Genomic DNA, 26,607 nt, shown 5'->3' on the forward strand with positions numbered 1-26,607 from the left:
TGCGGCAGTGCAAACGATCTAGACCCGTTTTCAGGAACCTCCGTAATGACCAACAAACAGCGTCTGATTTATTCGATCCTCATCGCCTTGAGTGTGCTGGTGATCATGCTCGGCCTGTCGCACCTGCAAACCATTGGCGTGCTCGACGAGAAAAAATTCCAGTACATTGCCATTTTTGTCGCCGTGGTGGTCGTGGTGCTGAACGGCATTCTGCGTCGCAAGGTCAAGCGCTGATTGATGTGGCTTCCTGCAACACCGGCTTCCCGGCGGTCGTCATCCCAGGATGATGTTCGCCGGTCGCCGTGCAGCACCCCGTTACAAAACCTCGCCTGAACCATCCGTCTTTCGACCGACTCCAACCCCCTGCACGTCAATAGCCCGCAAAGGGAAATGGAGTTCAAAAATGATCAAGACACTTACCGCTGCCGTCCTCGCCACCGCCGCTCTGGCCACTGCCCCGTTCGCCCTCGCGGACAAGCCTGGCCCAGGCTGGATCACCATCGAGAAGGCCATCGAAAAGGCGAAGTCGTCCGGTTACACGGAGATCTACAAGATCGAGGCCGATGACAAAGGGTACTGGGAAGGTGAAGGCCGCAAGGCCGATAGCCTGACGTACGAATTCCGCATCGACGGCACCTCCGGCAACATCCTCCGCGATCAGAAAGACTGATCCCGTCCACCCGGGAGCCCCATTCGGCGGCTCCCTCTGTTTGCCGCCGCTTTACTCATTCCGCCAAATCCAACACCCTTGCGTTCCTTTTCCATGTCAGCAGGAAGCGACGCATGAGCGTGCGAATCGAATTCAAGAGCAACCCCAGCGAAGACGAACGTCTGCAGATTCTCGAACCCCTCAAGGCCTACAACGCGGCGAAAGCGGGGGATGGCCTGTCGGAAAAGTTCGCGTTCTTTGTCCGGGATGAAACCACCGATGCAGTCATCGGCGGGCTTCACGGCCGGGTTCTCTATCGCTGGTGCTTCATCGAACTGCTGGTCGTGCCCGAGCTGGCCCGTGGGCAGCGGATGGGCAGCCGGTTGATGGAAATGGCCGAAGACTTTGCCCGTGAGCGCAACTGCGTGGGCGTCTGGCTGGACACCTTCGACTTTCAGGCCCCCGAGTTCTATCGCAAACACGGCTACGCCTCGTTCGGCCAGCTCGACGATTACCCGCCAGGGCACCAGCGCCTGTTCTTCCAGAAACGGCTGAGCTGAACCGTTACCGAAAGCGCGCGGGGCTGTAAGGAGCCGGGTCGGTGAACGTCGGTGCGCCGGTCATCATCTCGGCCAGCAGACGTCCGGTGACCGGTCCCAGCGTCAGACCGTGATGGGCGTGACCGAAGTTGAACCACAGCCCCGTGTGACGAGGGGCCGGGCCGATTACCGGGCGCATGTCTGGCAGGCAAGGCCTGCGCCCCAGCCACGGTTCGGCATCCAGCCGTTCACCCAGCGGATAGAGCGTACGGGCGATGGCTTCGCAGCGACGCAACTGGATTTCATTGGGCGGTGCATCGCTGGCGTCGAACTCGACGCCCGTTGTCAGGCGGATTCCTCTCGCCATCGGCGCCAGCACGAAACCCGCCTGAGCATCGATCACCGAATGTTGCAGCTCGGCGCCCGGCAGCGATGCGTAATGCATGTGGTAGCCGCGCTTGATGGCCAGGGGGATGCGGTAACCCAGCGTCGAGAAGACCTCGGCGGATTGCGGCCCCATCGCCACCACCACGTTGCTGGCACTGATTCGGCCCTGGGCACTGTCGACCTCCCAACCAGCGCCCTGCTGCTTCAAGGTCCTCGCATCCCCCTTGAGCACCACGCCGCCGCGCTGGGCAAACAGCGCCGCGTATCCCCGCACCAGTGCACCAGGATCGGTCACGCTCTTCGGATCGTGCCAATGAATGCCGCCGACAACGCCGTTCAGGTCCGGCTCGCGGTCGCGCAGTTGGCTGGCGTCGAGAATCTCGAAGCGCAGTCCGTATTGCTCGTAGGATCGGGCGTCAGCGGATGCCAGATCGAACTCCTTCTTATCGCGGTAAAACTCGATCCAGCCCTTGGCGCGCATCAAGCCGGTCATGCCCGACGCCTCGGCCAACAGGTCATGCTCGGTGACGCAACGTTCGATAAGCGGTTGCATGGCCTGGCTGGCACGGGCCAGGTTTTCCGGCGAGGACTGCCGCCAGTACTCAAGCAGCCACGGCGACAGGCGAGGCAGAAACACCGGGTTGAAGCGCATCGACGATTGCCGGTTGAGGCCATAGCGAACCAGACTGGTCCACTCGCGGGGGAAGGCGTAGGGAATGATGCTGGAGCGTTCGATCAGCCCTGCGTTGCCGTGACTGGTCCCGGTGCCAGGGTCATTGCGATCAAGCAACACGACGCTCTGGCCTGCGGCTTGCAGGTGCAGGGCGGAACACACGCCGACGATGCCGGCGCCGAGAACGAGGGTCTGACACTCCATGGAATGATCCTTGATCAGTTGAAGCGCACGAGGGGCAAGATGCAGGTGCGCAGTTTACCCGGTTGCTCGCCCACAGTACTCTCAGGCGCTGATCTACGTTCTGTTCGGCTTCCACTTCCAATAATCACACCGGAGCTTCAGATGTCCTCACCCCGCGACGCGGTTGACACCCAGACGATTTCCTACAGCGACCTGACCGAACTCCTGCGCCAGATATTTCTGCGCCATGGCACTTCGGCAGACGTAGCGCGCGTGCTGGCGGAAAACTGCGCCAGCGCCGAGCGCGACGGGTCGCACAGTCACGGCATCTTCCGCATCAAAGGCTACTTGTCATCCCTCGCAGCCGGTTGGGTCGATGGTCAGGCAGTGCCGAACGTCGAGGATGTTGGCGCGGGATTCGTTCGGGTGGATGCCGGTGGCGGTTTCGCACAGCCCGCCATGCAAGCCGCCAAGGCGCTGCTGATCGAAAAGGCGCGCACGGCCGGGATCGCGATTCTGGCGATTCGCAACTCCCACCATTTTGCGGCGCTCTGGCCCGACGTCGAGCCTTTCGCCCAAGAAGGGCTGGTGGCGTTGAGCGTGGTCAACAGCATGACCTGCGTGGTGCCCCATGATGCGCAAAAGCCGCTCTTCGGCACCAACCCGATCGCCTTCGCGGCGCCGCGTGCCGGGGGGCAGCCGATTGTGTTCGACATGGCCACCAGCGCCATTGCCCACGGTGACGTGCAGATCGCCGCAAGGGAAGGGCGCCTGTTGCCACCGGGCATGGGCGTTGATCGCGCCGGTGAACCGACCGAAGACCCCAAGGCGATTCTCGACGGCGGCGCGCTGCTCCCCTTTGGGGGTTACAAGGGTTCGGCGCTGTCCATGATGGTGGAACTGCTGTCAGCGGCGCTCACGGGGGGCAATTTTTCTTTCGAGTTTGACATGTCCACAAAGCCGGGCGCCCAGACGCCGTGGACTGGGCAGACCCTCATCGTCATCGACCCTGACAAGGGCAGCGGACAGGCCTTCGCGCAACGCAGCGAAGAGCTGGTGAGACAGATGCATGGGGTGGGGCAGCGGCGCATGCCGGGGGATCGCCGTTATCAACAGCGGGAAATATCGCTCGCGGAAGGCATCGTTCTCGCGGCCGAAGATCTCCAGCGTCTCAAGGGACTCGCCGGGGTCTGACCGTTTCGCGTCAACGCGCGGTACGTTCCAAAGACGACCGCTCGTCGAATCAAGGCTTGCGTTTGGTTGCCCAAGAAAATACTGTATATCCACACAGTGTTTAGTGAAGAGGGATCGACCATGCAAATGAATCAAGCCGAAACCACCCTGGCTTTCCCGGCCAAGGCCCAACCCTCTCAGGTGCGCGAAGCGTCGTTCAGCAGCGTTTGGGGCAACGAGATGCAGCGTGAGGATTTTCTGGCGCTGGCGGCAGGGGTCCGCCAGTTCAGCATTGGCCTGGAGCAGATGGGCTTTGCGACAGGCCCGTTGTCCTACTCAGGTGAACAGGCGCATTGTGCCGTGGAGTGAGCATTCGCCTCGAGCGCTGCGTGACGCAGAGCGAAGGACGGTTTAGCGGTCGTAGGACGCAGGGGTAGCGACAGGAACAGCCTCGGTGGCAGGCGCGTCATCGACTTCGGGCTGGCGCTTCTTGCCCGCTCTGATGAGACCGACTGCGATCACCGTTCCCACGACTGAAACGGCACACCAACCCAGTAAAAATGTAATCACGTCTGGTACTCCGAACTGCAAGAATCGGGTTGCCACATCAATGACAAGCTGTCCATCCGAGTTATCGGCCGCGTCGAGCGCTTACTTGAGCCGAAAAGCGCGAAGCTTGAACAATTGTCGGGTGATTCGCAACTCCCCTCGACCAGTGGGGTCTTGGTTTAGACACAGTCACATTCGAGGCCCGCGTTTATGAAAGATCTTGGCTCCCGCCTGAAAGAAGAACGCAAGCGCCTCGGACTTTCGCAGCAGGACTTTGGCACCATCGGCGGCGTCGAGGCCAATGCCCAAGGGAAGTATGAGAGCGGAGAACGCATTCCCCGTTCCGATTACCTGGCCGCGCTAGGAAAGAAAGGCGTTGACGTGCTGTATGTGCTCTCCGGCCAACGCACGCCGATGGCGGCCGAGTCGTTGAATGACGCCGAGCGCGCGATCATCACTCACTACCGCGCTCTGAGCGAGGACGATCAGGAGGCCATTTCTCAGCTGGCGACGTCGCTCTCGGAATGTGCGATGGATGCGGCTGCCCAAGCGTCGGCGTGATGCGAGAACCGTTCTGCGGCTTGCGTGAAAATATATGAAACATATATGCTTCGTATATCAAACGCGAGGTAAGTCATGGGACTGGTCAAGATTTCCGAACATATGCACGCCAATATTCGCTCGGCCAGCGCCGCGCTAAGTCGCTCAATCAATGCCCAGGCCGAGCACTGGATGCGGGTCGGCATGCTCGCTGAGCTCAATCCGGGGCTGAACTACTCCGACATCTGTCAATTGCTGATCCGCGCCGAGGTCTCCGGAAATACCTTATTGGGTGCCTTGCCTGATGAAAATGCAACCGCAGAGACTCAGGTCAGGGTGGTGTCGCAATGAGCGTGAGTATCAAGACCGAAGCCGATCTGGTCGGACTGCGCATTGCAGGTCGTCTCGCCGCAGACGTGCTCGCCATGATCGGTCAGCACGTCAAACCCGGTATCAGCACCGAAGCGCTGGACGACATCTGCAACGATTTCATCGTCAATGAACTGAAAGTCATCCCGGCCAATGTGGGTTACCACGGGTTCACCAAGACCACCTGTATCTCGCCCAACACGGTGGTTTGTCACGGCATCCCGTCACCAGACGACATCCTCAAGGAAGGCGATATCGTCAATATTGACGTGGCGGTCATCAAGGATGGCTGGTACGGCGACACCAGCCGGATGTATTACGTGGGTGAAGTCAGCCCGCTGGCGAAACGTCTGGTTGAAACCACCTACGAAGCGACGTTGGCGGGTATTCACGCGGTGAAACCGGGCGCGACGCTGGGCGATATCGGCCACGCCATTCAAACCGTTGCCCACCGTGAGGGATTCAGCGTCGTGAGGGAGTATTGCGGCCATGGCATCGGCCGCAAATACCACGAAGAACCTCAGGTCTTGCACTATGGCGCAGCAGGCAAAGGGCTCAAGCTCAAGCCGGGCATGGTCTTTACCATCGAGCCCATGATCAACGCCGGCAAGCCGGGCACCCACGTGTTGAGCGACGGTTGGACCGTGTTGACCCGTGATCAGTCGCTGTCCGCACAGTGGGAGCACATGGTGGCGGTCACTGAAACGGGTTTTGAGTTGCTGACGCCCTGGCCGGACGGCACGGGCGATTATCCAGCGGTGTGATGCGGCTTGTTCGACTAATTAAGTCACAATTGTCAGAGTGACTGAAAACAGACGCAGCTTGTAGGATTCTTCTCGTTCCCCTGTAGTGCTGCTACCCGACCGGCTCATGGATGATCGGGTCTGCAGCACTTGGGGAGAACACCAGCATTCCCCCCTTTTCGATACCGACGGTATTCAGGTCAAAGCTGCTTGGCGGCTTCTACGCCAGCGGAACTCAACTTCACCGGGTAATTGAGCGTTCGCTCACCTTTTGCCGGGCTGTCGACACAGCCGTGGTGAATCAAGCCGGCTTTCTGCAAATGCTCGAGGGTATCCGCAACCGCGTTTTCCCCTCGATAGTTGTCCAGAACTTCTTTCCCCAAACCCGCAGGGTGGGCGTGCAAGAGTCGAGTCAGAACCTCGTGTTTAAGCGCGTTATCAATGGACATATTTACCTCGCGTTGCTGATTTAATGAGCGCTGCAGTAAATACCGACCACTTGATTCGCGGTTTGTTTGGAGATTTGTGGCGTCAGGTTCGCTTCCACTGAACCTGAGTCACGCCCAGCCCTTCGGCATAGAGCATGGCCAAACGCATGGGGCCCGCAGCGACACCGCCATCCAGATTGCCCACACCCGCGTGCAAGGTCGCAAAGTGCAACGCCTCGCTTTCACACAAGTGACTGGCATGGTGGCAGAAGTGCCGGGGTTCGCCTCGGAAACGGTAATGAATTTCAAAATCCCTGGAATCATTCATCGTCATGGGCCTGTTGGGCGTCGAGTACGCCGGTCTGAAATTGAGTACGTCCTTATGTACCTGACAGGGTGTCCGCGGAATGCATCAGCGGTGCTGTCACTTCATTTCGAGATCGATACAGGCTGCAAAAAAACAGGATTCCGGCCATGGATCGTAATGCGTGTTCTCTGCCTGAGACGAGTAGCCTTCTGCAGCTGCGAATGGCTACCGACCGAGAGAGAATTGCATTGTTTCATGGCATTTTGAATCGCTCGCCGATAAGCGGCCATGTGCCATATCTGTTTGAGTGTCCATGTGCCCTTGATGCGATGCATGGCCTCAAATCCATGCGCTTTTGGGTGTACGAAGAGCGACAGGGACCCGGTGGGCAGCGACCGTAGAGCCAACAGAAGCCTTCCCGCATAAAAAAGGCAATCTGATGGCCCGCAGGGCGTGGGTTTTCTGGAAAAATCCTTTTCTTTCAAGTGATTCCGGGACGAGGGCGTATGCGAAAGATGGGATTGGGCGTGACGGCCTTTGTTTTGATGATGGCGGCACTCCCTGTACAAGCGCGTACTGTCAGTAAGCAGGACGTACAGGTATGTAAATGGGGAGCGGGTATGGCTGGCGTCGCGCAGCAATCGAAGCTGTCCGGGAAGACTTTATACAGCCAGCGCCGGAAGCTTCAGGCACAGAAGTTTTCTCAACCCTGGATGCGCAAAATGGCGCTAGGCATCACCGAACAGACGTATAAGAGTCCATCGCGATTGAAACCGGCAGCCGTCAAGCAAACGTATTATGACGGCTGCATCCAGCACGATCTGGCACGTCGATAAGCCAGGCCAGGGGCGCCACCTGATATCAGGCGCGCCCTTCACGACGAGGTGTCTATCAGCGGCAGTTGCCCGCCAAATGATAATGCTGGGCTTCAGCAGCGGCGGCGTTGGCGAAGTCGATACGGTTCTTCTCTGAAACCGAGTTGTATGACGGGCAGTCCGGGCGATGGTAGATCAGGGTTTTTTTGTTCCCGCGAATCGCCACGGTCAAGTTTTTTCCGCTGGAATCCGGCGACGCCGGTTTCATCGGGTTCGGCAAGGATGAGCTTGGCGCCGCAGATGCTGCCACCTGACGGCCCCCCGTGAAGCTGGCGCGGAAGAAGATCGGCGCATGGTCCGACACGCTGTCACGGCCTTTTGCGTTGGTCATCCCCAGGTACTCTGGATATTTGAAGACTTTGATCTCGCTGGCCTTGATCGCGGATTGCCTGCTCACGAAGACGTTGTCGTAAAGGTTTGCGAATTTGCCGTCGGTGGTGGACAGCGTTGAGGCACCCTCCAGCATTAATGGTTTCGCGCTGGCGTCCAGGTTGCTCCAGGCCGGTGCCTTCGGCGGCGTGTTGAAGTCGCCCATCAACATGATTTGGTTGTTGCCAGGGTACGTGTCTTTCAACCACGCCCAGTAGCTGGACAGCGCGGTGATTTCCGAAGCGCGGTCAGCCTGATTCTTGCCGTAAAGAATGTGCACCGTGGCGACCACAAAGGTCGTGTCGTCCTTGAGCGATCGGAAGCGGGCGGAGTAGGGCTCGCGTTCGAAGGTGTCGCCGCGATCCAGATAAGTCACTGCGCCGTCTTCGTAGGCCACGATGTCATCACGCCAGACGAAACCGTACATTTCCTTGTAGGTCGATCGACCCACCGCGTGTGACGCCATCGCGCTCCAGTGTTTACCCGTCTGCCGGATCAGTTCCTTGGCGAGGGTGTTCAGTGCGTCTTCGCTCATGAGTTCTTGCACCGCAAGAAAGTCCACGTTTTTCGCGACTTTAGCGATGCTCTGGAAATCCTTGTTGGGCCGCACACTCAGGTGCTCCAGGTTCCAGGTGCCGATGTTGACGTCGGCGAGTGCGGTTTGCAGGGAGGAGATAAGCAAGAGGCATGACACGAAAAGTCTGAGCATTGAATCCAACTACGGGCTGATTAGCGCGGGGCGAGGCACAGTTGTGACTCGCCGATAGGGCGGGTATGTGGCTGCAAGAGGGGTCAGGTCAGCTCAGTCCTCTTTGGGCACTGTCCAGAAAATCTGCACGCCACCGTCATCACGCCATGCGAGGGTCACGTTGTCGTTCTCTGCGATCTCCTCAAGCAGTTGATTCCAGTCCTCTTCGAGTTCGTCGGCCAGGCGAAAGATCAGGGCAGAGCGCGATTTCTGTGCGGTCGGGGCATTGATGATTTTCTGAATGCGGATGGCCATACGTTCGTACGGCGCAGGGGCTGTAGCGGCGGTGGTAGACATGAGAGTGATCCCTTGTTTTAGCTGTATGCGCATACAGTATTTCAGTGTGGGACGTTTCGCAACCGTGCAGTAAGAAGAATATTCATCGCAACCCAAGTCGTTGATTTGTCCGACCAATTCTTTTTTTCGCGAACCAAAAGCGATTGCGTCGATCAGAGTCCCTATTGGCGAATCGGTTCGCAATGATCTGGAAAAATAGAGGAGTCGGCATGAAGATCAGAGGGTTGGGGCTGTCCTTGGCGCTCGTAGGTTGCGTAGCGTTGGCGGGGTGCTCGACCGCCACCGTGGTCACGTTGCAGAACGGCACGCAATACATCACCGAGGATGTGCCCAAGACCAAGAGTGTTGACGGGTTTTATGAGTTCAAAGACATCTCTGGCAAAACGGTCAGAGTGCGTGCCGATGAAGTGGCGACGGTGAAGAAGGAGGATTGAACAGAGCCTACCGAAAGGGGCGATCAGGTCTGGTGGGGTTTAGGCGATCGGTCTAAACCCAAGATGAGGGCCGCGGATCAGCCGTGGTCTCTGAGCCTGACGGATTGCGCTGACACGGCGTTGGAGCGACGGCCGAATTGCTCCCTGACCTTGGCAATTTCTTCTCGCAGCTTGTCACGGACTTTCATTTGATCTTCTTCGGACAGCGATTCATACCACTGCCGGTGAGCTGCGCGGCTTTTTCCTACAGGACCCACACCGGGTAAGGCGGAAATCATCGACTCGATGAAATCCGAAGCAGGGTCGTTGCCTTGCTCTGCGAGGGTGTTCTGTACGGCCGGGTCTATCATTTCCACTCCAACGACGTTCTTATGTGAGTGACAGCGACATTGGCGATGCGCGATGTCAGATCGCCGTCATATTAGCGCAGCATTGAGGGGTGCAGCGGACTAAATAGCGTATTTAATGCGGTATTGCGCACGCTTAAGCCATCACATCGTGGCCTGTGAACGGGGAATAATCCATCCGGCGGTTGTAGGGCAAATCTGAAAAAGCCTGTCGCCAGGGTTCAGGCTGTTGACAAACGATGCAACCATTCTCATAGTTTCGTTCACGCAAACGTTTGCGATTGGCCGGGTGTACCCTGACCTCGCGGACGATGCCGATACAATAATCATAATGTCGGAGTGATTCCATGAAGCTGCCATTCGCTGCACGTCTTCTTGCTGTTGCCATGCTCACCGCCAGTGCGGTAACCCTGCCTCTCTCTTCTGCCTACGCTGACGACGCCAAAAAGCCCACCGTCGCGCTAGTGATGAAATCCCTCGCCAACGAGTTCTTCCTGACCATGGAAGACGGGGCGAAGCAGTACCAGAAACAACATTCCAGTGATTTCGACCTGATCTCCAACGGCATCAAGAACGAGTCTGATACGGCCGCGCAGATCGACATCGTCAACCAGATGATCGTCAAGAAGGTCGACGCGCTGGTGATCGCACCCGCTGACTCGAAGGCCTTGGCATCGGTGATCGACAAGGCCATGAAAGCGGGAATCAAGGTCGTCAACATCGACAACCAGCTCGACGCGGACGTGCTGAAAAGCAAAGGCATCGAAGTGCCGTTCGTAGGCCCGAACAACCGCAAGGGCGCCAAGCTGGTGGGTGACTACCTCGCCAAGCAACTGACGGCGGGCGATCAGGTCGGGATCATCGAAGGTGTGCCGACCACCACCAACGCGCAGCAACGCACCGCGGGCTTCAAGGACGCCATGGACGCTGCACAGATGAAGATCGTTTCCACGCAATCGGGTAACTGGGAAATCGACAAGGGCAACGCCGTCGCTTCGGCCATGCTCAACGAATACCCGAACCTGAAAGCCCTGCTGGCCGGTAACGACAGCATGGCGCTGGGTGCAGTGTCGGCGGTACGTGCCGCAGGCAAGGCGGGCAAAGTGCAGGTCGTGGGCTATGACAACATCAACGCCATCAAGCCGATGCTCAAGGACGGTCGAGTGCTCGCTACCGCTGACCAGTTCGCTGCGCGTCAGGCTGTATTCGGCATCGACACCGCGTTGAAGATGATCAAGGGCGACAAGCTCGACATCAAGGACGGTGTGATCGAGACCCCGGTCGAGCTGGTCACCAAGCCGCAATAAGCCCGACCCGTCAATCATCCGTACATACCGCCTGCTCCTCACCGGGAGCGGGCGCGTGGAGAGCGTTATGTCAGCGTCTGCTCAGGCCGCTGTTCTGTCTGTCAGCAACATCGGCAAAACCTACGCCCAACCTGTCCTCGGCGACATCGACCTGACGCTGCTGCGCGGGGAAGTGTTGGCGCTGACCGGTGAAAATGGCGCGGGCAAAAGCACCCTGTCGAAAATCATCGGTGGACTGGTTACCCCGACCACAGGTGACATGCAGTTTCAGGGGCAACCCTATGCACCGGCCAGCCGCACCCAAGCGGAAAAACTGGGCGTGCGCATGGTCATGCAAGAACTCAATCTGCTGCCGACGCTGTCGGTCGCTGAAAATCTGTTTCTCGATAACCTGCCCAGTCGGGCCGGGTTCATCAACCGCAAAAAATTGCGCGAAGACTCGATCAAGGCCATGGCGCAAGTGGGTCTCGAGGCCATTGATCCCGACACCCTGGTCGGTGAATTGGGCATTGGTCATCAGCAAATGGTCGAGATTGCCCGCAACCTGATCGGCGATTGCCATGTGCTGATTCTCGACGAGCCGACCGCGATGCTGACGGCCCGTGAAGTGGAGATGTTGTTCGAGCAGATTACCCGGCTGCAGGATCGCGGCGTTTCCATCGTGTATATCTCTCACCGCCTGGAAGAGTTGGCTCGCGTCGCCCAGCGCATCGCCGTGCTGCGCGATGGCAAGCTCGTGTGCGTCGATGCCATGGCCAATTACAACAGCGAACAACTCGTCACGCTCATGGTGGGGCGCGAGTTGGGCGAACACATCGACCTTGGCGAGCGCAAGATTGGCGGCGTCGCCCTCTCGGTCAAAGGCCTCAGCCGCTCGGACAAAGTGCGGAATGTTTCTTTCGACGTCCACGCCGGTGAGATTTTCGGCATTTCCGGGCTGATTGGCGCAGGCCGCACTGAACTGTTGCGTCTGATCTATGGCGCGGACACCGCCGACAGCGGCAGCATCCAGGTGGGCAGCCCCTTGCAAACCGTGCGCGTCAGCTCGCCAGTGGACGCCGTCGGTCACGGGATCGCGCTCATTACCGAGGACCGCAAAGGCGAAGGTCTGCTGTTGTCGCAGTCCATCAGCGCCAACATCGCCTTGGGCAACATGGAGGCGATATCCAATGGTGGCGTGGTCAACGGCAACGCCGAAATGGCCCTGGCCCGACGTCAGGTCGAAGCCATGCGCATTCGCAGTTCCAGCCCAACGCAACTGGTTTCGGAGCTGTCGGGTGGTAACCAGCAGAAAGTCGTCATCGGCCGCTGGCTGGAGCGCGACTGCCAAGTGATGCTGTTCGACGAGCCGACGCGAGGGATCGATGTGGGCGCCAAGTTCGACATCTACGCGCTGCTCGGCGAGTTAACGCGACAGGGCAGGGCATTGGTGGTGGTCTCCAGCGATTTGCGTGAGCTGATGTTGATCTGTGATCGCATCGGCGTGTTGTCGGCCGGTCGGTTGATCGACACGTTCGAGCGCGACAGCTGGACCCAGGACGAACTGCTCGCCGCGGCCTTCGCTGGCTACCAAAAACGTGATGCGCTGCTCTCTGAAGCCGCGCCCAGGAACGACTGATGAAAACCTCGACTACTCCTGCCGCTCTGCCTTCGCCGGGCAAGCGCACCGGCAATTATTTCGGCCTCGGCACGTACCTCGGTCTGGCGGGCGCCTTGCTGGCGATGATCGTGCTGTTCTCCTTTCTCAGCGATCATTTTCTGTCTTACGAAACCTTCAGCACGCTGGCCAACCAAATCCCGGATCTGATGGTGCTGGCTGTTGGCATGACCTTCATCCTGATCATTGGCGGTATCGACCTGTCTGTCGGCTCGGTGCTGGCGTTGGCTGCTTCCGCCGTGAGCGTGGCCATGCTGGGGTGGGGCTGGGGCGTGTTGCCTTCCGCGCTGCTCGGCATGGCGTGCGCAACAGTAGCGGGCACTGTGACCGGCTCGATCACCGTGGCCTGGCGCATTCCGTCCTTCATCGTGTCGCTGGGTGTGCTGGAAATGGCGCGCGGCGTCGCGTACCAATTGACGGATTCGCGCACGGCGTACATCGGCGATTCCTTCGCTTGGCTGTCCAATCCCTTCGCGTTCGGCATTTCGCCTTCGTTCGTCATCGCGTTGATCGTGATTTTTGCCGCCCAGGCCGTGCTGACCCGAACGGTCTTCGGCCGCTACCTGATCGGCATCGGGACGAACGAAGAAGCCGTGCGTCTGGCAGGGATCAATCCGAAGCCCTACAAGATTCTGGTCTTTTCCTTGATGGGACTGCTGGCAGGTGTCGCTGCCTTGTTCCAGATTTCCCGTCTTGAAGCGGCTGACCCCAATGCCGGATCGGGCCTCGAACTTCAGGTCATCGCGGCGGTGGTAATTGGCGGCACCAGCCTGATGGGCGGGCGTGGGTCAGTGATCAGCACGTTTTTCGGTGTTCTGATCATCTCGGTGTTGGCGGCAGGCCTTGCGCAAATTGGCGCCACCGAGCCCACCAAACGCATCATCACCGGCGCTGTGATCGTCGTGGCAGTCGTGCTCGACACCTACCGCAGCAACCGCGCACGGCGGCGCGGCTGATATGGCCACCATCAAAGACGTGGCCGCCATTGCCGGCATTTCCTACACAACGGTGTCCCATGTCGTAAACCGGACACGGCCGGTGAGTGACGAGGTCCGCAAGAAAGTCGAGGCGGCAATCGCGCAGCTGGATTATGTGCCCAGCGCCGTCGCCCGCTCATTGAAGGCCAAGTCCACCGCGACCATCGGTTTGTTGATTCCCAACGGCATCAACCCGTACTTTGCCGAACTGGCCAGGGGCATTGAGGATTTCTGCGAGCGCAACGGTTTTTGCGTGATCCTCTGCAACTCCGACGACAACCTGGAGAAGCAGCGCAATTATTTACGCGTGCTGCTGGAAAAGCGGGTCGATGGCCTCATCGTGTCGTCGGTCGGCGGGGGTGACAGCCTTGTCGACAGTTTGTCGTCGGTGCGCACCCCGATGGTCATTGTCGACCGGGATCTGGAAAACATCAGTGCCGATCTGGTGCGAATCGATCACGAGTTGGGCGCCTATCTCGCCACTTCGCATTTGCTGGAATTGGGGCATCGCCACATTGCTTGTATCTGTGGTCCGGCTGAAACCAGCGTCGCGCGGATGCGTCTCGCCGGTTATCACCGGGCGATGCAGGAAGCCGGCGTGAACGTGCCTGACAACTGGGTAGTCGAGAGCGACTTCACCGGTCCCAGCGGTTACCAGGCGGCGAGCCTGTTGCTGGACGGTGATCGCCCTACGGCGATTTTCGCGGCCAACGACATGGTCGGCATCGGCGCGTTGCGTGCGGCGGCCGAGCGCAATGTGCGCGTTCCAGCGGATCTGTCGGTCATCGGTTTCGACGACATCCAGATGAGCCAGTACGTTTATCCTGCGCTGACCACGGTCGGACAATCGATTCTGCAACTGGGGGAACGCGCCGCTGAAGTGTTGCTGCGACGAATTTCGGCACGGGGCGACAGTCCGGTGCAGCGGATGATCGTGGCGCCGAGCATCGTATTGCGCGAATCCACGGCGCCGCCCACCAACGCATTCAATGAGTTTCGCTGAGCCGGATCGAAGGGTCCGGATGGAAGAGTACAACGTCATGCAAGCAAAAGTAGTGATAGTGGGCAGTCTCAATATGGACCTCGTCACGCGAGCGCCAAGGCTGCCGAAAGCGGGTGAAACACTTGCCGGCCAGTCGTTCGTGACCGTGCCTGGGGGCAAGGGCGCCAATCAGGCAGTGGCGGCAGCCCGCCTCGGGGCCAGCGTGGCCATGATCGGTTGCGTGGGCAGCGATGCGTATGGCGAAGAGTTGCGTTCAGCGCTGCTGGCCGAAGGGATCGATTGCCAGGCCGTGACCCGGATCGAGGGCGAGTCCTCGGGGGTGGCTTTGATCGTGGTCGATGACAGCAGCCAGAATGCAATCGTCATCGTGGCCGGCGGCAATGGGCACGTCACTTCGGCGGTGGTCGACGGATTCGACACGCTCTTGAGCCAGGCCGATGTCATCATCTGCCAGTTGGAAGTCCCGATGACGACGGTGGGGTATGTGCTCAAGCGGGGTCGCGAACTGGGTAAGACGGTTATCCTCAACCCGGCTCCAGCCAGTGGCCCCTTGCCCGCAGAATGGTACGGCTGGATTGACTACCTGATCCCGAACGAAAGCGAAGCCACCGCGTTGACAGGCTTGCCGGTCGACAGCGTAGGCAGTGCCGATGCCGCCGCCACGGCGTTGATGAAGGCGGGCGTCAGGAAAGTGATCGTCACATTGGGCGAGCAGGGTGCGCTGTTTGCCAGTCAGGCCCGTTCTCAGCACTTCCCGGCGCCCAAGGTCCAGCCGGTCGACACCACGGCGGCGGGCGACACATTCGTCGGCGGTTTCGCGGCTGCGTTGGCTGAAGGTAAATCCGAGTCGGACGCCATCCGTTTCGGACAGATTGCAGCGGCACTGTCGGTCACGCGTTCAGGCGCCCAGCCTTCCATACCCACCGTCGTCGACGTTCAGAGTTATCAACCATGAAGAAAACACCGTTGCTTAATATCGCACTGTCCCGCGTGGTCGCGTCCCTGGGGCATGGGGATGTGCTGTTGATCGTGGACGCGGGGATGCCTGTCCCGCCCGGTGTAGAGCTCATCGACCTGGCGGTCACGCACGGCGTGCCGGATTTCGTCAGTGTGCTGAACACGGTGCTGGCGGAAATGCAGGTCGAAAGCCACGTCATCGCCGATGAAATGCGGGATAAGCAGCCCCCGGCCTTGTCGGTCATCGATCAGCTCAATGCCGCGGGACACTTGGGGCAACAGCGGCTAATGAGTCACGAGGCGTTGAAACAACTGAGTCGCAACGCCCGGGCCGTCGTGCGCACGGGCGAATGCCAGCCATACACCAACGTGGCGTTGATCGCGGGCGTGGTCTTCTGATCGCTGGCGATTCGCGTCACATTCACGAAACAGGGAGTTTCCTATGCACCTTTGCCGTCACTTTCTCCTTCGCTTGATCAGGAGCATTGCACTGTTGGCCATCTTTTCCACTGCTGCCCACGCCGCCGAAAAACGCGACCTGATCATCGACACCGATCCAGGGGCAGACGATGTGGTCGCGCTGCTGCTGGCGCTGGCGTCGCCGGAAGAACTGCACATCCGTGCGATCACCACCGTCGCCGGTAACGTGCGGATCGACAAGACCTCACGTAATGCGCGTCTGGCCCGGGAGTGGGCGGGGCGTGAAGAGGTTCCGGTCTATGCAGGGGCAGGCAGGCCGTTGGTACGACCACCGATCTACGCCGAAAACATCCATGGCAAGGAAGGCCTGCCGGGCGTCGACGTCCATGAGCCTAAAAAGGGGCTCGCCGACGGTAACGCGGTGCAGTATCTGATCGACACGCTGAGCAAGGCCGAGCCCCACAGCATCACCATCGCCATGCTCGGGCCGCAAACCAACCTCGCGCTGGCGTTGATTCAGGCACCGGAGATCACGCAGGGCATCAAGGAAGTGGTGGTCATGGGCGGGGCACACTTCAACGGTGGCAACATCACGCCAGTGGCTGAATTCAATCTTTACGCTGATCCGGATGCCGCCAAAGTGGTATTGGCCAGTGGCGTCAAGCTGACTTACGTGCCGCTGGACGTGACGCACAAGGTTCTCACCAGCGATCAGCGTATTCAGCGGATAGAGGGGCTGAACAATCAAGCGGGCAAACTGGTCAGCAGTATCCTCAACGAGTACGTCAAGGCCGATATGGTGCATTACGGTTTGCCGGGTGGACCGGTGCACGATGCGAGTGTGATTGCCTGGCTGCTGAAACCGGAGTTGTTTAGTGGCAGGCTAATCAACGTGGCGATTGACAGCCGGGAGGGGCCAGGCTTCGGTCAGACCGTGGCCGACTGGTATGACACGCTGGGACAGCCTAAAAATGTTTTCTGGGTCGAGAACGGCGATGCACAGGGGTTCTTCGACCTGCTGACGCAGCGTCTGGCACGGCTCAAATAACGCCAATCATGCGCTGCTCAAACTCTCGGTCGAGTAGCGCAGAAATACCTGGTTCATGAAATTCTGGGCGCTTTCAGTGCCCAGTTCCTTCACCAGCAAATCGATTGAAATGATTGCCAGTTCTTCAGGACTGCCAGGGCTATGGGCGCATTGCCCTTGCGACCACTTGGCCTTGATATCAGCATCGATGGACACGAGTGCCATGGTGAATCGTTCCTCTGCAAAATAGGTGTTGGCGCTGCCCTCACGCGCGGGTTACCCCTGGGCGGGCGTGCAGTAAAGCATCCCGGTCAACATTGCGCACTGCGACTTAGGCATGACGTTCAATGTGGGCAATGAGTACACAAAATGGCTAACGTTTTGTGACGATTTGTTTGCCCGCTGAGCATCGGGCTCGGGCAGACTCCTGCGCATCCCGACATCGTCCAAGGGCGTGTTCTGCCTGGGACCTGCGAAACCAAGCCGTAATGACGCTGTCGCAGGAGTTCTGGTTTTCGTTAAACGTAAGGAGTTCGTATGCCCTGGAAATATGCATCATCGGGATTGATTCTGGCAGTGGCGCTGCTGGCGGGATGCAGCACTGCATCAGAGTCTTCATCCCCCGCCAAAGGCGCGGCGACGTCAGACTCCAGCCAGTCCCGTTGTGATGCGGCCGCGGCACAGTTCGCGGTCGGCAAGCCAGCTTCACCTGCGTTGCTCGATCAGGCCCGGGCGAAAGCGGGTGCCCAGACGGCCAGGGTGCTGGGGCCAGACGACATGGTGACTCTGGAGTATCGCTCCGACCGACTGAACCTCAATACAGACCAAGGCGCCACGGTAACCCGCGTAAATTGCGGCTGATGGCGCCCAGGTTGTTTGCAGGCATAAAAAAACCCGTCAGAGACGGGTTTTTTTTAGCGCGCTCGGATTACTCCGCGCGAACCTGAGCGGCTTGCATGCCCTTTTGGCCTTTCTCAGCCACGAAGGAAACAGTCTGGCCTTCTTTCAGGCTTTTGAAACCTTCGGATTCGATAGCCTTGAAGTGTACGAACAGGTCGTCACCGCCACCCTGTGGAGTGATAAAGCCGAAGCCTTTTTCATCGTTGAACCATTTTACGGTGCCGGTTTGGCGATTAGACATGGTGTATCTCCAGAAACATAATATTCAGTAGTGCTGTGCTGCTCAGGCCAACTGGGCACACGGGGGCTATCATAGTCGAATTGTGTCGATGCTGGACTTTTTCGATTAGAACTTTGCGCCAGTGCCGCAAATATATAGGGAAAATTCGCGTGGGATGAGCCGGGTCACCGGCGCTCAACTGAAGCCTTCTCATGCCTTTGAAGTGGCTGAAGCCCACGAACGGCGAGGGCTTCAGAAGGTTGCGCGGAGCATTGCCTACCCAATGCCTCTGACCCATGACTGCAGAATGTAAATTTTTTATTTTTTGCCCTTCAGGCAGTTTTCGCTCACGGCTTTTTGCAGTCGAGCGGTCATTTCGGTACTCGGAGGCGTCGTTTTGTCATTCAGTGACGCAATTTCCTTGTCCGAGAAATTCTTGTTGATCTGCTGTGCGCCACATTCGCAGTGCGCCTTGACTGCATTGGTATCCATGCCGGGATTATTTTGAGTCGCTGCGGCGGCGCATTCATTCATATAGGTGGTCTTGGTGTTCGCATCCATGGCGGCATGAGCGCTGATCGGAAGAGCCAGCGCCAAAGGTGCGAGGAGGGCGGCAACACGTAGAAGCTTCATGGTGGTTTCCTTCTTGTCGATGGGCCCCGAGAGTCAAGGGCCTGGAACGGTGATCTCGGATTATCTGACGACAGCGAGATGTCGCAGTTCAGTTCCGGACAATTCTCACGGCAATTGTCAGCATCTTTATTCACAACTTGCCGGGGTCGGCCTGACGTAGAGCTGTCAGGCTGTGCTAGGATGCGCGTCCTGCAGATTCGCTCGCGTCTCGCGGGTCAGGTTTCGCCGAGTGCGCACCTGTCGATTTCGTACATTCCAGTCACTCTGGTTCGGTCAAATGGTTGGCCCTTGGGCTCCTGCCACTGTGAGGCAGGTACACCGCCGAATCGCGTACTGGCTCTATCCCAACCCACGTGACCTTTGGTAGGGGTCACCACTAGGAGAGGAGGCGCCATGCCAACTATTACTCTTCCCGACGGCAGTCAACGTTCTTTCGATCACCCGGTCTCCGTCGCCGAGGTCGCCGCGTCCATTGGCGCAGGTCTGGCCAAAGCTACCATCGCCGGTAAGGTCAACGGTCAACTGGTCGATGCCAGCGACCTGATCGACGCCGACGCGAGCCTGCAAATCATCACCCCCAAAGATCAGGAAGGCGTCGAGATCATTCGTCACTCCTGCGCGCATCTGGTGGGTCATGCCGTCAAGCAGTTGTATCCGACAGCCAAAATGGTGATTGGCCCCGTCATCGATGACGGCTTCTATTACGATATCGCCTACGAGCGCCCGTTTACCCCTGATGACCTGGCGGCCATCGAGCAGCGCATGCAGCAGCTGATCGAAAAAGATTACGACGTCGTCAAGAAAGTCACTCCGCGTGCCGAAGTGATCGAAGTGTTCAAGGCGCGTGGCGAGGATTACAAACTGCGTCTGGTCGAGGACATGCCGAATGAAAAGGCCATGGGTCTCTACTACCACGAAGAATACGTGGACATGTGCCGCGGCCCGCACGTGCCGAATACCCGTTTCCTGAAGTCGTTCAAGCTGACCAAACTCTCTGGTGCCTACTGGCGCGGTGATGCCAAGAACGAACAGTTGCAGCGTGTTTACGGCACCGCCTGGGCCGATAAAAAGCAGCTGGCGGCTTACATTCAGCGTATCGAAGAAGCTGAAAAACGCGATCACCGTAAAATCGGCAAGCGCCTTGGCCTGTTCCACACCCAGGAAGAAGCGCCGGGTATGGTGTTCTGGCACCCGAACGGCTGGACCCTGTATCAGGTGCTTGAGCAGTACATGCGCAAGACCCAGCGTGAAAACGGCTACCTTGAGATCAAGACCCCGCAAGTGGTCGATCGCTCTCTTTGGGAAAAGTCGGGTCACTGGGCGAACTATGCCGAAAACATGTTCACCACTGAATCCGAAAGTCGCGACTACGCCATCAAGCCGATGAACTGCCCTTGCCACGTGCAGGTGTTCAATCAAGGCCTGAAGAGTTACCGCGAGCTGCCGATGCGCCTGGCCGAATTTGGTGCCTGCCACCGTAATGAGCCATCAGGTGCATTGCACGGCATCATGCGTGTGCGTGCGTTCACTCAGGACGACGCCCACATCTTCTGTACTGAAGAGCAAATGCAGGCCGAGTCCGCAGCCTTCATCAAGCTGACCATGGATGTCTACGCCGATTTCGGCTTCAAAGACATCGAAATGAAGCTCTCCACTCGTCCTGAAAAGCGCGTGGGCTCCGATGATCTGTGGGACCGCGCCGAATCCGCGCTCGCCGCAGCACTCGATAGCGCCGGTCTGCCCTATGATCTGCAGCCGGGCGAGGGGGCGTTCTACGGTCCGAAAATCGAATTTTCTCTCAAGGACTGCTTGGGTCGTGTGTGGCAATGCGGTACATTGCAGCTCGATTTCAACCTGCCTATCCGTTTGGGCGCCGAATACGTTTCGGAAGACAACGGTCGCAAGCATCCGGTCATGTTGCACCGTGCGATTCTCGGTTCCTTCGAGCGTTTCATCGGAATTCTGATCGAGCACTACGAAGGTGCATTCCCTGCGTGGCTGGCTCCAACTCAAGCAGTGATCATGAATATCACTGATAAACAGGCAGATTTTGCGCTTGAAGTGGAAAAAACTCTGGCTGAAAGCGGGTTTCGTGCCAAGTCCGACTTGAGAAATGAAAAGATCGGCTTTAAAATCCGCGAGCATACTTTGCTCAAGGTTCCCTATCTCCTCGTCATCGGAGATCGGGAGGTTGAAACGCAAACTGTCGCTGTGCGTACCCGTGAAGGCGCAGACCTCGGCTCGATGCCGGTCGCCCAATTCTCGGAGTTCCTCGCACAAGCGGTTTCCCGGCGTGGTCGCCAAGATTCGGAGTAATTATTATTAAGCGTGAAATGAGACAAGATAAACGAGCTGCACCGAAGGCCCCGATCAACGAGAATATCTCGGCACGCGAGGTTCGGTTAATTGGCGCTGACGGCGAGCAGATTGGCATCGTCTCGATTGATGAAGCGCTTCGTATAGCTGAAGAAGCCAAGCTTGATCTGGTAGAGATTTCTGCCGACGCAGTACCACCTGTCTGTCGCGTGATGGACTACGGCAAATCGATCTTCGAGAAGAAGAAACAGATTGCTGCGGCGAAGAAAAACCAGAAGCAGATTCAGGTTAAAGAAATCAAGTTTCGTCCAGGGACGGAGGAAGGGGATTACCAGGTAAAACTACGCAACCTGGTACGTTTCCTGAGTGACGGGGACAGGGCCAAGGTATCGTTGCGATTCCGCGGTCGTGAGATGGCCCACCAGGAGCTGGGTATGGAGCTGTTGAAGCGGGTTGAGGCTGACCTGCTCGAATACGGCGCCGTCGAACAGCATCCTAAGATGGAAGGACGCCAGCTGATCATGGTCATCGCCCCGAAAAAGAAGAAATAACCACCAGGGCACGGCAGGCCTTGCGGTTATGTTTATCAACTGAATGCGGAGTATCCGAACATGCCAAAGATGAAGACTAAAAGTGGTGCAGCTAAGCGGTTTCTGAAAACCGCGAATGGCATCAAGCACAAGCACGCTTTCAAGAGCCACATCCTGACCAAAATGTCGACCAAGCGTAAGCGTCAACTGCGCGGAAGCAGCCTGCTGCATCCGTCTGACGTCGCAAAAGTCGAGCGCATGCTGCGCCTTCGTTAATTTTGATCAAGAATAGAGGAAGTAACTCATGGCTCGTGTAAAGCGTGGCGTCATTGCCCGTAAGCGTCACAAAAAAATTCTGAAACTTGCTAAAGGCTACTACGGCGCGCGTTCACGCGTATTCCGTGTTGCCAAGCAAGCGGTAATCAAGGCTGGCCAATACGCCTACCGTGACCGTCGTCAGAAAAAACGTCAGTTCCGCGCTCTGTGGATCGCTCGTATCAACGCTGGTGCGCGTATCAACGGTCTGTCTTACAGCCGTTTCATCGCTGGCCTGAAAAAAGCGTCGATCGAAATCGACCGTAAGGTTCTGGCTGATCTGGCAGTGAACGAAAAAGCGGCGTTTGCTGCGATTGTCGAGAAAGCTAAAGCCACTCTGGCCTAAGTCCCCGGCAATCACCGGGCCTCGTTTCGGGGTTCGGTGTTAAACGTCATAAATAGGGGAAGAGCCTTGTAAGCTCTTCCCCTATTTCGTATCTGGAGTCTGTACATGGAAAACCTGGACGCGCTGGTCTCTCAAGCACTTGAGGCTGTGCAAAGCGCCGAAGATATCAATGCCCTGGAGCAAATCCGGGTTCACTACCTCGGCAAGAAGGGTGAATTGACTCAGGTGATGAAGACCCTGGGGAATTTGCCGGCTGAAGAGCGTCCGCAGGTTGGCGCGCTCATCAACGTTGCCAAGGAGCGTGTCACAGAGGTTCTCAATGCGCGAAAGGCATCGCTTGAGGAAGCGGATCTTGCCGCGAAACTCGCTGCCGAATCCATTGACGTAACCTTGCCGGGCCGTGGCCAAACCACAGGCGGTCTGCACCCGGTTACCCGGACTCTGGAACGCATCGAACAGTTCTTCACCCACATCGGCTACGGCATTGCCGAAGGCCCTGAGGTCGAAGACGATTACCACAACTTCGAGGCGCTCAACATCCCAGGCCATCACCCGGCCCGGTCGATGCACGACACCTTCTATTTCAACGCCAACATGCTGCTGCGCACCCATACCTCGCCGGTACAGGTCCGCACCATGGAAGCGAACAAGCCGCCGATCCGCATTGTCTGTCCAGGCCGTGTGTACCGCAGCGACTCCGATATCACTCACTCTCCGATGTTCCACCAGGTCGAAGGCCTGCTGGTCGACCGCGATATCAACTTCGCCGACCTCAAGGGCACCATCGAAGAGTTCCTGCGCGTGTTCTTTGAAAAAGAACTGGCAGTGCGTTTCCGTCCTTCCTATTTCCCGTTCACCGAGCCATCCGCTGAAGTCGACATGGAATGCGTGATGTGCAGCGGTAAGGGCTGCCGTGTCTGCAAACAGACTGGCTGGCTGGAAGTGATGGGCTGCGGCATGGTTCACCCGAACGTGCTGCGCATGTCCGGTATCGATCCGGAAGAATTCCAAGGTTTTGCTTTCGGCATGGGCGCAGAGCGTCTGGCCATGCTGCGTTACGGCGTCAATGACTTGCGCCTGTTCTTCGACAACGACTTGCGGTTCCTCGCGCAATTTCGCTAGGTCGCCCGTAACGAACTTTTTAGGAGAGCAGGATGAAATTCAGTGAACAGTGGTTGCGCGGCTGGGTAAGCCCGCAAGTGTCCCGTGACGAGTTGGTTGCCCGTCTATCGATGGCAGGTCTGGAGGTCGACAGCGTGACCCCGGCCGCCGGTGTTTTCAGTGGGGTCGTGGTGGGCGAGGTGCTGAGCACCGAACAGCACCCGGATGCAGACAAGTTGCGCGTGTGTCAGGTCAGCAATGGCTCGGAAACCTTTCAGGTGGTCTGCGGCGCGCCCAACGTGCGTCCAGGCCTGAAGATTCCGTTCGCCATGATCGGCGCAGAACTGCCGGGCGACTTCAAGATCAAGAAAGCCAAGCTGCGCGGCGTCGAGTCCAACGGCATGTTGTGCTCTCAGGCCGAACTGCAAGTGGGCGAGGGCAACGACGGTTTGATGGAGTTGCCGGTCGATGCGCCAGTTGGCAAGGATTTCCGTGATTATCTGGAGCTGGATGACGCCAGCATCGAAGTCGACCTGACGCCGAACCGTGGCGACTGCCTGTCCGTTGCAGGTCTGGCTCGCGAAGTCGGTGCGCTGTACGACGCCAAGGTCACTCGCCCGTCAGTGGCGGTCGTTCCTGCCGTGCACGATGAGGTGCGTTCGGTGGAAGTGCTGGCACCGGCTGCCTGCCCGCGTTACCTGGGCCGTGTCATTCGTAATGTCGATCTGTCACGCCCGACCCCGCTGTGGATGGTCGAGCGCCTGCGTCGTTCGGAAGTGCGCAGCATCGACGCCGCCGTCGACATCACCAACTACGTGATGCTCGAATTGGGTCAGCCGCTGCACGCGTTCGACCTCGCCGAGATCAACGGCGGTATCCGCGTCCGCATGGCGGAAGAAGGCGAAAAGCTGGTGTTGCTGGATGGTCAGGAAGTCAGCCTGCGCGCCGATACCCTGGTCATCGCCGACCATCAGCGCGCCCTGGCGATCGCTGGCGTGATGGGCGGCGAGCACAGCGGCGTGAATACCGCGACCACCCGTGACATCTTTCTGGAAAGCGCGTTCTTCGATCAGATTGCGGTCGCCGGCAAGGCTCGGTCCTACGGTCTGCACACCGACGCTTCGCATCGCTACGAGCGTGGCGTTGACTGGCAGCTGGCTCGCGAAGCCATGGAGCGTGCCACTGGCCTGTTGCTGGAAATCACGGGCGGCGAAGCCGGTCCGGTCATCGAAACCGTCAGCGAGCAACATTTGCCGTCGATTGCGCCGGTCATCCTGCGCGCTGAGCGCATCGAGCAAATGCTCGGCATGACCATGGATGCAGCCGAAGTGGAGCGTCTGCTCACTGCGCTCGGCCTGAAAGTCTCCAATGAAACGGCTGGCCAGTGGCGCGTTGAGGTGCCTAGCCACCGTTTCGACATCAGCCTCGAAGTCGACCTGATCGAAGAGCTGGCCCGCCTTTACGGCTACAACCGTTTGCCGGTTCGTTACCCGCAAGCGCGTCTGGCCCCGCAAGCCCGCGCCGAAGCCCGTGGCGATCTGCCTGCGCTACGCCGTCTGCTGGTCGCGCGCGGTTATCAGGAAGCGATCACCTACAGTTTCATCGATCAGAAATGGTTTGAGCTATTCAATCCGGGTGTTGAGCCATTGTTGCTGGCCAACCCGATCTCCGCCGACATGGCTGCCATGCGCTCGTCGCTGTGGCCCGGCCTGATCAAGGTGCTCCAACACAACCTCAATCGTCAGCAAGACCGTGTACGCCTGTTCGAAAGCGGCCTGCGTTTTGTCGGTCAGCTGGACGGTTTAAAACAAGAGCCTATGCTGGCAGGTGTGATCTGCGGCAGTCGCTTGCCGGAGGGGTGGGCACAGGGTCGTGAGCTCGTGGACTTCTTCGACGTCAAAGCTGACGTGGAGGCGGTACTGGGCTTCGCGGGCGCACTGGATGATTTCCGTTTCGTACCGGGCAAACATCCTGCACTGCACCCAGGCCAAACTGCCCGCATCGAGCGCGAAGGCCGCGAAGTCGGTTACATCGGCGCACTGCACCCTGAGCTGGTGAAGACGTTGGGTCTGGATCGTCCGGTGTTCGTGTTCGAACTGGTGCTGGCCGATGTGGTCGAGGGGCGTCTGCCGAAATTCCACGAGTTGTCCCGCTTCCCGGAGGTCCGTCGTGACCTGGCGTTGCTGGCGGATCGTGATGTTGCAGCGACTGCGGTAATGGACGTTATTCGTGAAAATGCAGGGGAATGGCTAACAGACCTCAGGCTCTTTGATGTTTATCAGGGTAAAGGCATTGATCCGCATAGAAAAAGCCTTGCAGTTGGCTTGACCTGGCAACATCCATCGCGCACTCTTACTGACGATGAGGTAAACGCTTCGACGCAGCAAATTCTCACCTCGCTAGAGGAAAGGTTAAACGCCACGTTAAGGAAGTAGCGTATGGGGGCTCTGACGAAAGCTGAGATGGCCGAACGTCTGTACGAAGAGCTAGGCCTGAATAAACGAGAAGCCAAGGAACTGGTTGAGCTGTTCTTTGAGGAAATCAGGCACGCTCTGGAAGATAACGAGCAGGTCAAATTGTCCGGATTCGGCAATTTCGACCTGCGAGATAAACGCCAGCGACCGGGTCGAAATCCCAAGACAGGGGAAGAAATTCCGATTACAGCTCGCCGTGTGGTCACCTTTCGCCCAGGGCAGAAACTGAAGGCCCGAGTTGAGGCTTATGCTGGAACCAAGTCATAACGACGAGCTACCGCCTATTCCCGGCAAACGCTACTTCACCATTGGTGAGGTCAGTGAGCTCTGCGCGGTAAAACCGCACGTTCTGCGTTATTGGGAGCAGGAGTTTCCTCAGCTCAACCCGGTCAAGCGCCGCGGGAATCGTCGGTATTATCAGCGACAGGACGTGCTGATGATCCGACAGATCCGCGCGTTGCTGTACGACCAGGGCTTCACCATCGGTGGTGCGCGCCTTCGTATGTCCAGCGATGAGGTCAAGGACGATTCCCTGCAGTACAAGCAATTGATCAAGCAGATGATTGCTGAGTTGGAAGACGTGTTGGTCGTTCTGCGCAAGTAGACCGATGACTCAAAATACTTCCATCATTCAAATGCTTAGGGTATATTTCTCGACGCTTTCGCAAGAAGCCCAAAAGATTCACGCCTAGTCGGGGCGTAGCGCAGTCCGGTAGCGCACTAGCATGGGGTGCTAGGGGTCGAGTGTTCGAATCACTCCGTCCCGACCAACTTATTTTTCAATGACTTAGCCCGACCTTCTCAGGTTGGGCTT

At 58.3% G+C, this 26,607-nt stretch carries 35 protein-coding genes and 1 tRNA gene; 27 read left to right on the forward strand and 9 right to left on the reverse strand.

Annotation, left to right across the window (positions count from 1 at the left end):
• Nucleotides 1-45: 45 nt before the first annotated feature.
• The 3 genes from ACWKWE_RS14610 to ACWKWE_RS14620 all read left to right on the forward strand — a co-directional run bounded on the left by ACWKWE_RS14610 (nt 46) and on the right by ACWKWE_RS14620 (nt 1,209).
• Nucleotides 46-234, forward strand: a complete 189-nt coding sequence (locus ACWKWE_RS14610) for a hypothetical protein (protein ID WP_166596850.1) — start codon at nt 46-48, stop codon at nt 232-234.
• A gap of 169 nt (nt 235-403) precedes the next feature.
• Entirely contained in the window at nt 404-670 is a 267-nt protein-coding gene (locus ACWKWE_RS14615; protein ID WP_166596851.1) for a PepSY domain-containing protein, read from the forward strand.
• Between the two features lie 113 nt (nt 671-783).
• Nucleotides 784-1,209 carry a GNAT family N-acetyltransferase gene (locus ACWKWE_RS14620; RefSeq protein ID WP_483850932.1) on the forward strand — a complete coding sequence of 142 codons (426 nt, stop codon included), beginning with the start codon at nt 784-786 and terminating at the stop codon, nt 1,207-1,209.
• Between the two features lie 4 nt (nt 1,210-1,213).
• Here ACWKWE_RS14620 and ACWKWE_RS14625 read toward each other — a convergent pair whose 3' ends face one another.
• Complete coding sequence (locus ACWKWE_RS14625) at nt 1,214-2,452, reverse strand: NAD(P)/FAD-dependent oxidoreductase (RefSeq protein WP_483850933.1); 1,239 nt, start codon at nt 2,450-2,452, stop codon at nt 1,214-1,216.
• A gap of 141 nt (nt 2,453-2,593) precedes the next feature.
• On the opposite strand from ACWKWE_RS14625, the gene ACWKWE_RS14630 reads away from it, so the two are divergent.
• From ACWKWE_RS14630 to map, 5 genes are all read left to right on the forward strand, one after another.
• Complete coding sequence (locus ACWKWE_RS14630) at nt 2,594-3,625, forward strand: Ldh family oxidoreductase (protein WP_483850934.1); 1,032 nt, start codon at nt 2,594-2,596, stop codon at nt 3,623-3,625.
• Between the two features lie 120 nt (nt 3,626-3,745).
• Nucleotides 3,746-3,973, forward strand: coding sequence for a hypothetical protein (locus ACWKWE_RS14635; protein ID WP_166596802.1), 228 nt, complete (start codon nt 3,746-3,748; stop codon nt 3,971-3,973).
• 390 nt (nt 3,974-4,363) lie between these two features.
• Nucleotides 4,364-4,714, forward strand: a complete 351-nt coding sequence (locus tag ACWKWE_RS14640; protein WP_341958512.1) for a helix-turn-helix domain-containing protein — start codon at nt 4,364-4,366, stop codon at nt 4,712-4,714.
• 75 nt (nt 4,715-4,789) lie between these two features.
• Complete coding sequence (locus ACWKWE_RS14645; RefSeq protein WP_483850935.1) at nt 4,790-5,044, forward strand: ParD-like family protein; 255 nt, start codon at nt 4,790-4,792, stop codon at nt 5,042-5,044.
• Nucleotides 5,041-5,826 (forward strand): type I methionyl aminopeptidase, encoded by a 786-nt coding sequence (gene map / locus ACWKWE_RS14650; RefSeq protein WP_483850936.1) that lies wholly within the window; start codon nt 5,041-5,043, stop codon nt 5,824-5,826. The genes ACWKWE_RS14645 and map overlap by 4 nt, the downstream gene beginning before the upstream one ends.
• A gap of 179 nt (nt 5,827-6,005) precedes the next feature.
• Here map and ACWKWE_RS14655 read toward each other — a convergent pair whose 3' ends face one another.
• Together ACWKWE_RS14655 and ACWKWE_RS14660 are read right to left on the reverse strand one after the other, a co-directional pair.
• Entirely contained in the window at nt 6,006-6,254 is a 249-nt protein-coding gene (locus ACWKWE_RS14655; protein ID WP_166596858.1) for a hypothetical protein, read from the reverse strand.
• 82 nt (nt 6,255-6,336) lie between these two features.
• The gene (locus ACWKWE_RS14660) at nt 6,337-6,561 is read right to left on the reverse strand and encodes a DUF6555 family protein (protein ID WP_166596859.1); all 225 of its coding nucleotides are present in this window, start codon (nt 6,559-6,561) and stop codon (nt 6,337-6,339) included.
• A 485-nt stretch (nt 6,562-7,046) separates the two neighbouring features.
• Here ACWKWE_RS14660 and ACWKWE_RS14665 point away from each other — a divergent pair, with 485 nt between their 5' ends.
• Entirely contained in the window at nt 7,047-7,376 is a 330-nt protein-coding gene (locus tag ACWKWE_RS14665; protein ID WP_178115744.1) for a hypothetical protein, read from the forward strand.
• Between the two features lie 55 nt (nt 7,377-7,431).
• Here the strand turns inward: ACWKWE_RS14665 and ACWKWE_RS14670 are convergent, their stop codons facing one another.
• A complete protein-coding gene (locus ACWKWE_RS14670; RefSeq protein ID WP_483850937.1) occupies nt 7,432-8,466 on the reverse strand; it encodes an endonuclease/exonuclease/phosphatase family protein in 1,035 nt (344 codons plus the stop codon).
• Between the two features lie 120 nt (nt 8,467-8,586).
• A complete protein-coding gene (locus ACWKWE_RS14675) occupies nt 8,587-8,829 on the reverse strand; it encodes a DUF1654 domain-containing protein (RefSeq protein WP_483850938.1) in 243 nt (80 codons plus the stop codon).
• A gap of 209 nt (nt 8,830-9,038) precedes the next feature.
• On the opposite strand from ACWKWE_RS14675, the gene ACWKWE_RS14680 reads away from it, so the two are divergent.
• On the forward strand, nt 9,039-9,263 hold the full coding sequence (locus ACWKWE_RS14680; protein ID WP_166596862.1) for a YgdI/YgdR family lipoprotein: 225 nt from the start codon (nt 9,039-9,041) through the stop codon (nt 9,261-9,263).
• A 77-nt stretch (nt 9,264-9,340) separates the two neighbouring features.
• Here ACWKWE_RS14680 and ACWKWE_RS14685 read toward each other — a convergent pair whose 3' ends face one another.
• A complete protein-coding gene (locus ACWKWE_RS14685; protein WP_483850939.1) occupies nt 9,341-9,613 on the reverse strand; it encodes a hypothetical protein in 273 nt (90 codons plus the stop codon).
• A 344-nt stretch (nt 9,614-9,957) separates the two neighbouring features.
• Here ACWKWE_RS14685 and ACWKWE_RS14690 point away from each other — a divergent pair, with 344 nt between their 5' ends.
• The 7 genes from ACWKWE_RS14690 (at nt 9,958) to ACWKWE_RS14720 (ending at nt 16,979) form a co-directional block, all read left to right on the forward strand.
• A complete protein-coding gene (locus ACWKWE_RS14690) occupies nt 9,958-10,917 on the forward strand; it encodes a sugar ABC transporter substrate-binding protein (RefSeq protein WP_341958503.1) in 960 nt (319 codons plus the stop codon).
• Between the two features lie 67 nt (nt 10,918-10,984).
• Nucleotides 10,985-12,535 (forward strand): sugar ABC transporter ATP-binding protein, encoded by a 1,551-nt coding sequence (locus ACWKWE_RS14695; protein WP_483850940.1) that lies wholly within the window; start codon nt 10,985-10,987, stop codon nt 12,533-12,535.
• Complete coding sequence (locus ACWKWE_RS14700; RefSeq protein ID WP_444860610.1) at nt 12,535-13,530, forward strand: ABC transporter permease; 996 nt, start codon at nt 12,535-12,537, stop codon at nt 13,528-13,530. The genes ACWKWE_RS14695 and ACWKWE_RS14700 overlap by 1 nt, the downstream gene beginning before the upstream one ends.
• 1 nt (nt 13,531) lies before the next feature.
• Nucleotides 13,532-14,554 (forward strand): LacI family DNA-binding transcriptional regulator, encoded by a 1,023-nt coding sequence (locus ACWKWE_RS14705; RefSeq protein ID WP_166596867.1) that lies wholly within the window; start codon nt 13,532-13,534, stop codon nt 14,552-14,554.
• 37 nt (nt 14,555-14,591) lie between these two features.
• Entirely contained in the window at nt 14,592-15,509 is a 918-nt protein-coding gene (rbsK, locus tag ACWKWE_RS14710) for a ribokinase (RefSeq protein WP_401142979.1), read from the forward strand.
• On the forward strand, nt 15,506-15,910 hold the full coding sequence (gene rbsD / locus ACWKWE_RS14715) for a D-ribose pyranase (RefSeq protein WP_401142981.1): 405 nt from the start codon (nt 15,506-15,508) through the stop codon (nt 15,908-15,910). Before rbsK ends, rbsD begins: the two co-directional genes overlap by 4 nt.
• A 43-nt stretch (nt 15,911-15,953) precedes the next feature.
• Entirely contained in the window at nt 15,954-16,979 is a 1,026-nt protein-coding gene (locus tag ACWKWE_RS14720; protein WP_166596870.1) for a nucleoside hydrolase, read from the forward strand.
• A 6-nt stretch (nt 16,980-16,985) separates the two neighbouring features.
• Here the strand turns inward: ACWKWE_RS14720 and ACWKWE_RS14725 are convergent, their stop codons facing one another.
• Nucleotides 16,986-17,183 (reverse strand): hypothetical protein, encoded by a 198-nt coding sequence (locus ACWKWE_RS14725; RefSeq protein ID WP_483850941.1) that lies wholly within the window; start codon nt 17,181-17,183, stop codon nt 16,986-16,988.
• Between the two features lie 312 nt (nt 17,184-17,495).
• On the opposite strand from ACWKWE_RS14725, the gene ACWKWE_RS14730 reads away from it, so the two are divergent.
• Entirely contained in the window at nt 17,496-17,819 is a 324-nt protein-coding gene (locus tag ACWKWE_RS14730) for an I78 family peptidase inhibitor (protein WP_166596872.1), read from the forward strand.
• 67 nt (nt 17,820-17,886) lie between these two features.
• Here ACWKWE_RS14730 and ACWKWE_RS14735 read toward each other — a convergent pair whose 3' ends face one another.
• A complete protein-coding gene (locus ACWKWE_RS14735; protein ID WP_166596873.1) occupies nt 17,887-18,099 on the reverse strand; it encodes a cold-shock protein in 213 nt (70 codons plus the stop codon).
• A 297-nt stretch (nt 18,100-18,396) separates the two neighbouring features.
• Nucleotides 18,397-18,711, reverse strand: coding sequence for a hypothetical protein (locus ACWKWE_RS14740; protein WP_166596874.1), 315 nt, complete (start codon nt 18,709-18,711; stop codon nt 18,397-18,399).
• A 393-nt stretch (nt 18,712-19,104) separates the two neighbouring features.
• Between ACWKWE_RS14740 and thrS the strand changes: the two genes are divergently transcribed.
• From thrS to ACWKWE_RS14785, 9 genes are all read left to right on the forward strand, one after another.
• The gene (gene thrS / locus ACWKWE_RS14745) at nt 19,105-21,027 is read left to right on the forward strand and encodes a threonine--tRNA ligase (RefSeq protein WP_166597005.1); all 1,923 of its coding nucleotides are present in this window, start codon (nt 19,105-19,107) and stop codon (nt 21,025-21,027) included.
• Complete coding sequence (gene infC, locus ACWKWE_RS14750; protein WP_178115747.1) at nt 21,027-21,578, forward strand: translation initiation factor IF-3; 552 nt, start codon at nt 21,027-21,029, stop codon at nt 21,576-21,578. The genes thrS and infC overlap by 1 nt, the downstream gene beginning before the upstream one ends.
• A gap of 60 nt (nt 21,579-21,638) precedes the next feature.
• Nucleotides 21,639-21,833, forward strand: a complete 195-nt coding sequence (gene rpmI, locus ACWKWE_RS14755; protein ID WP_002553160.1) for a 50S ribosomal protein L35 — start codon at nt 21,639-21,641, stop codon at nt 21,831-21,833.
• A gap of 28 nt (nt 21,834-21,861) precedes the next feature.
• Nucleotides 21,862-22,218, forward strand: a complete 357-nt coding sequence (gene rplT / locus ACWKWE_RS14760; protein ID WP_007905879.1) for a 50S ribosomal protein L20 — start codon at nt 21,862-21,864, stop codon at nt 22,216-22,218.
• A gap of 105 nt (nt 22,219-22,323) precedes the next feature.
• A complete protein-coding gene (pheS, locus tag ACWKWE_RS14765; protein ID WP_341958496.1) occupies nt 22,324-23,340 on the forward strand; it encodes a phenylalanine--tRNA ligase subunit alpha in 1,017 nt (338 codons plus the stop codon).
• A 32-nt stretch (nt 23,341-23,372) separates the two neighbouring features.
• Complete coding sequence (gene pheT, locus ACWKWE_RS14770; RefSeq protein ID WP_401142995.1) at nt 23,373-25,754, forward strand: phenylalanine--tRNA ligase subunit beta; 2,382 nt, start codon at nt 23,373-23,375, stop codon at nt 25,752-25,754.
• Between the two features lie 3 nt (nt 25,755-25,757).
• A complete protein-coding gene (ihfA, locus tag ACWKWE_RS14775; protein ID WP_002553164.1) occupies nt 25,758-26,060 on the forward strand; it encodes an integration host factor subunit alpha in 303 nt (100 codons plus the stop codon).
• Nucleotides 26,041-26,397, forward strand: a complete 357-nt coding sequence (locus ACWKWE_RS14780; protein ID WP_081566855.1) for a MerR family transcriptional regulator — start codon at nt 26,041-26,043, stop codon at nt 26,395-26,397. Before ihfA ends, ACWKWE_RS14780 begins: the two co-directional genes overlap by 20 nt.
• Before the next feature lie 89 nt (nt 26,398-26,486).
• Nucleotides 26,487-26,563, forward strand: a tRNA-Pro gene (locus ACWKWE_RS14785).
• Nucleotides 26,564-26,607 lie beyond the last annotated feature (44 nt).

It is taken from the genome of Pseudomonas salicis (genome assembly GCF_057128705.1).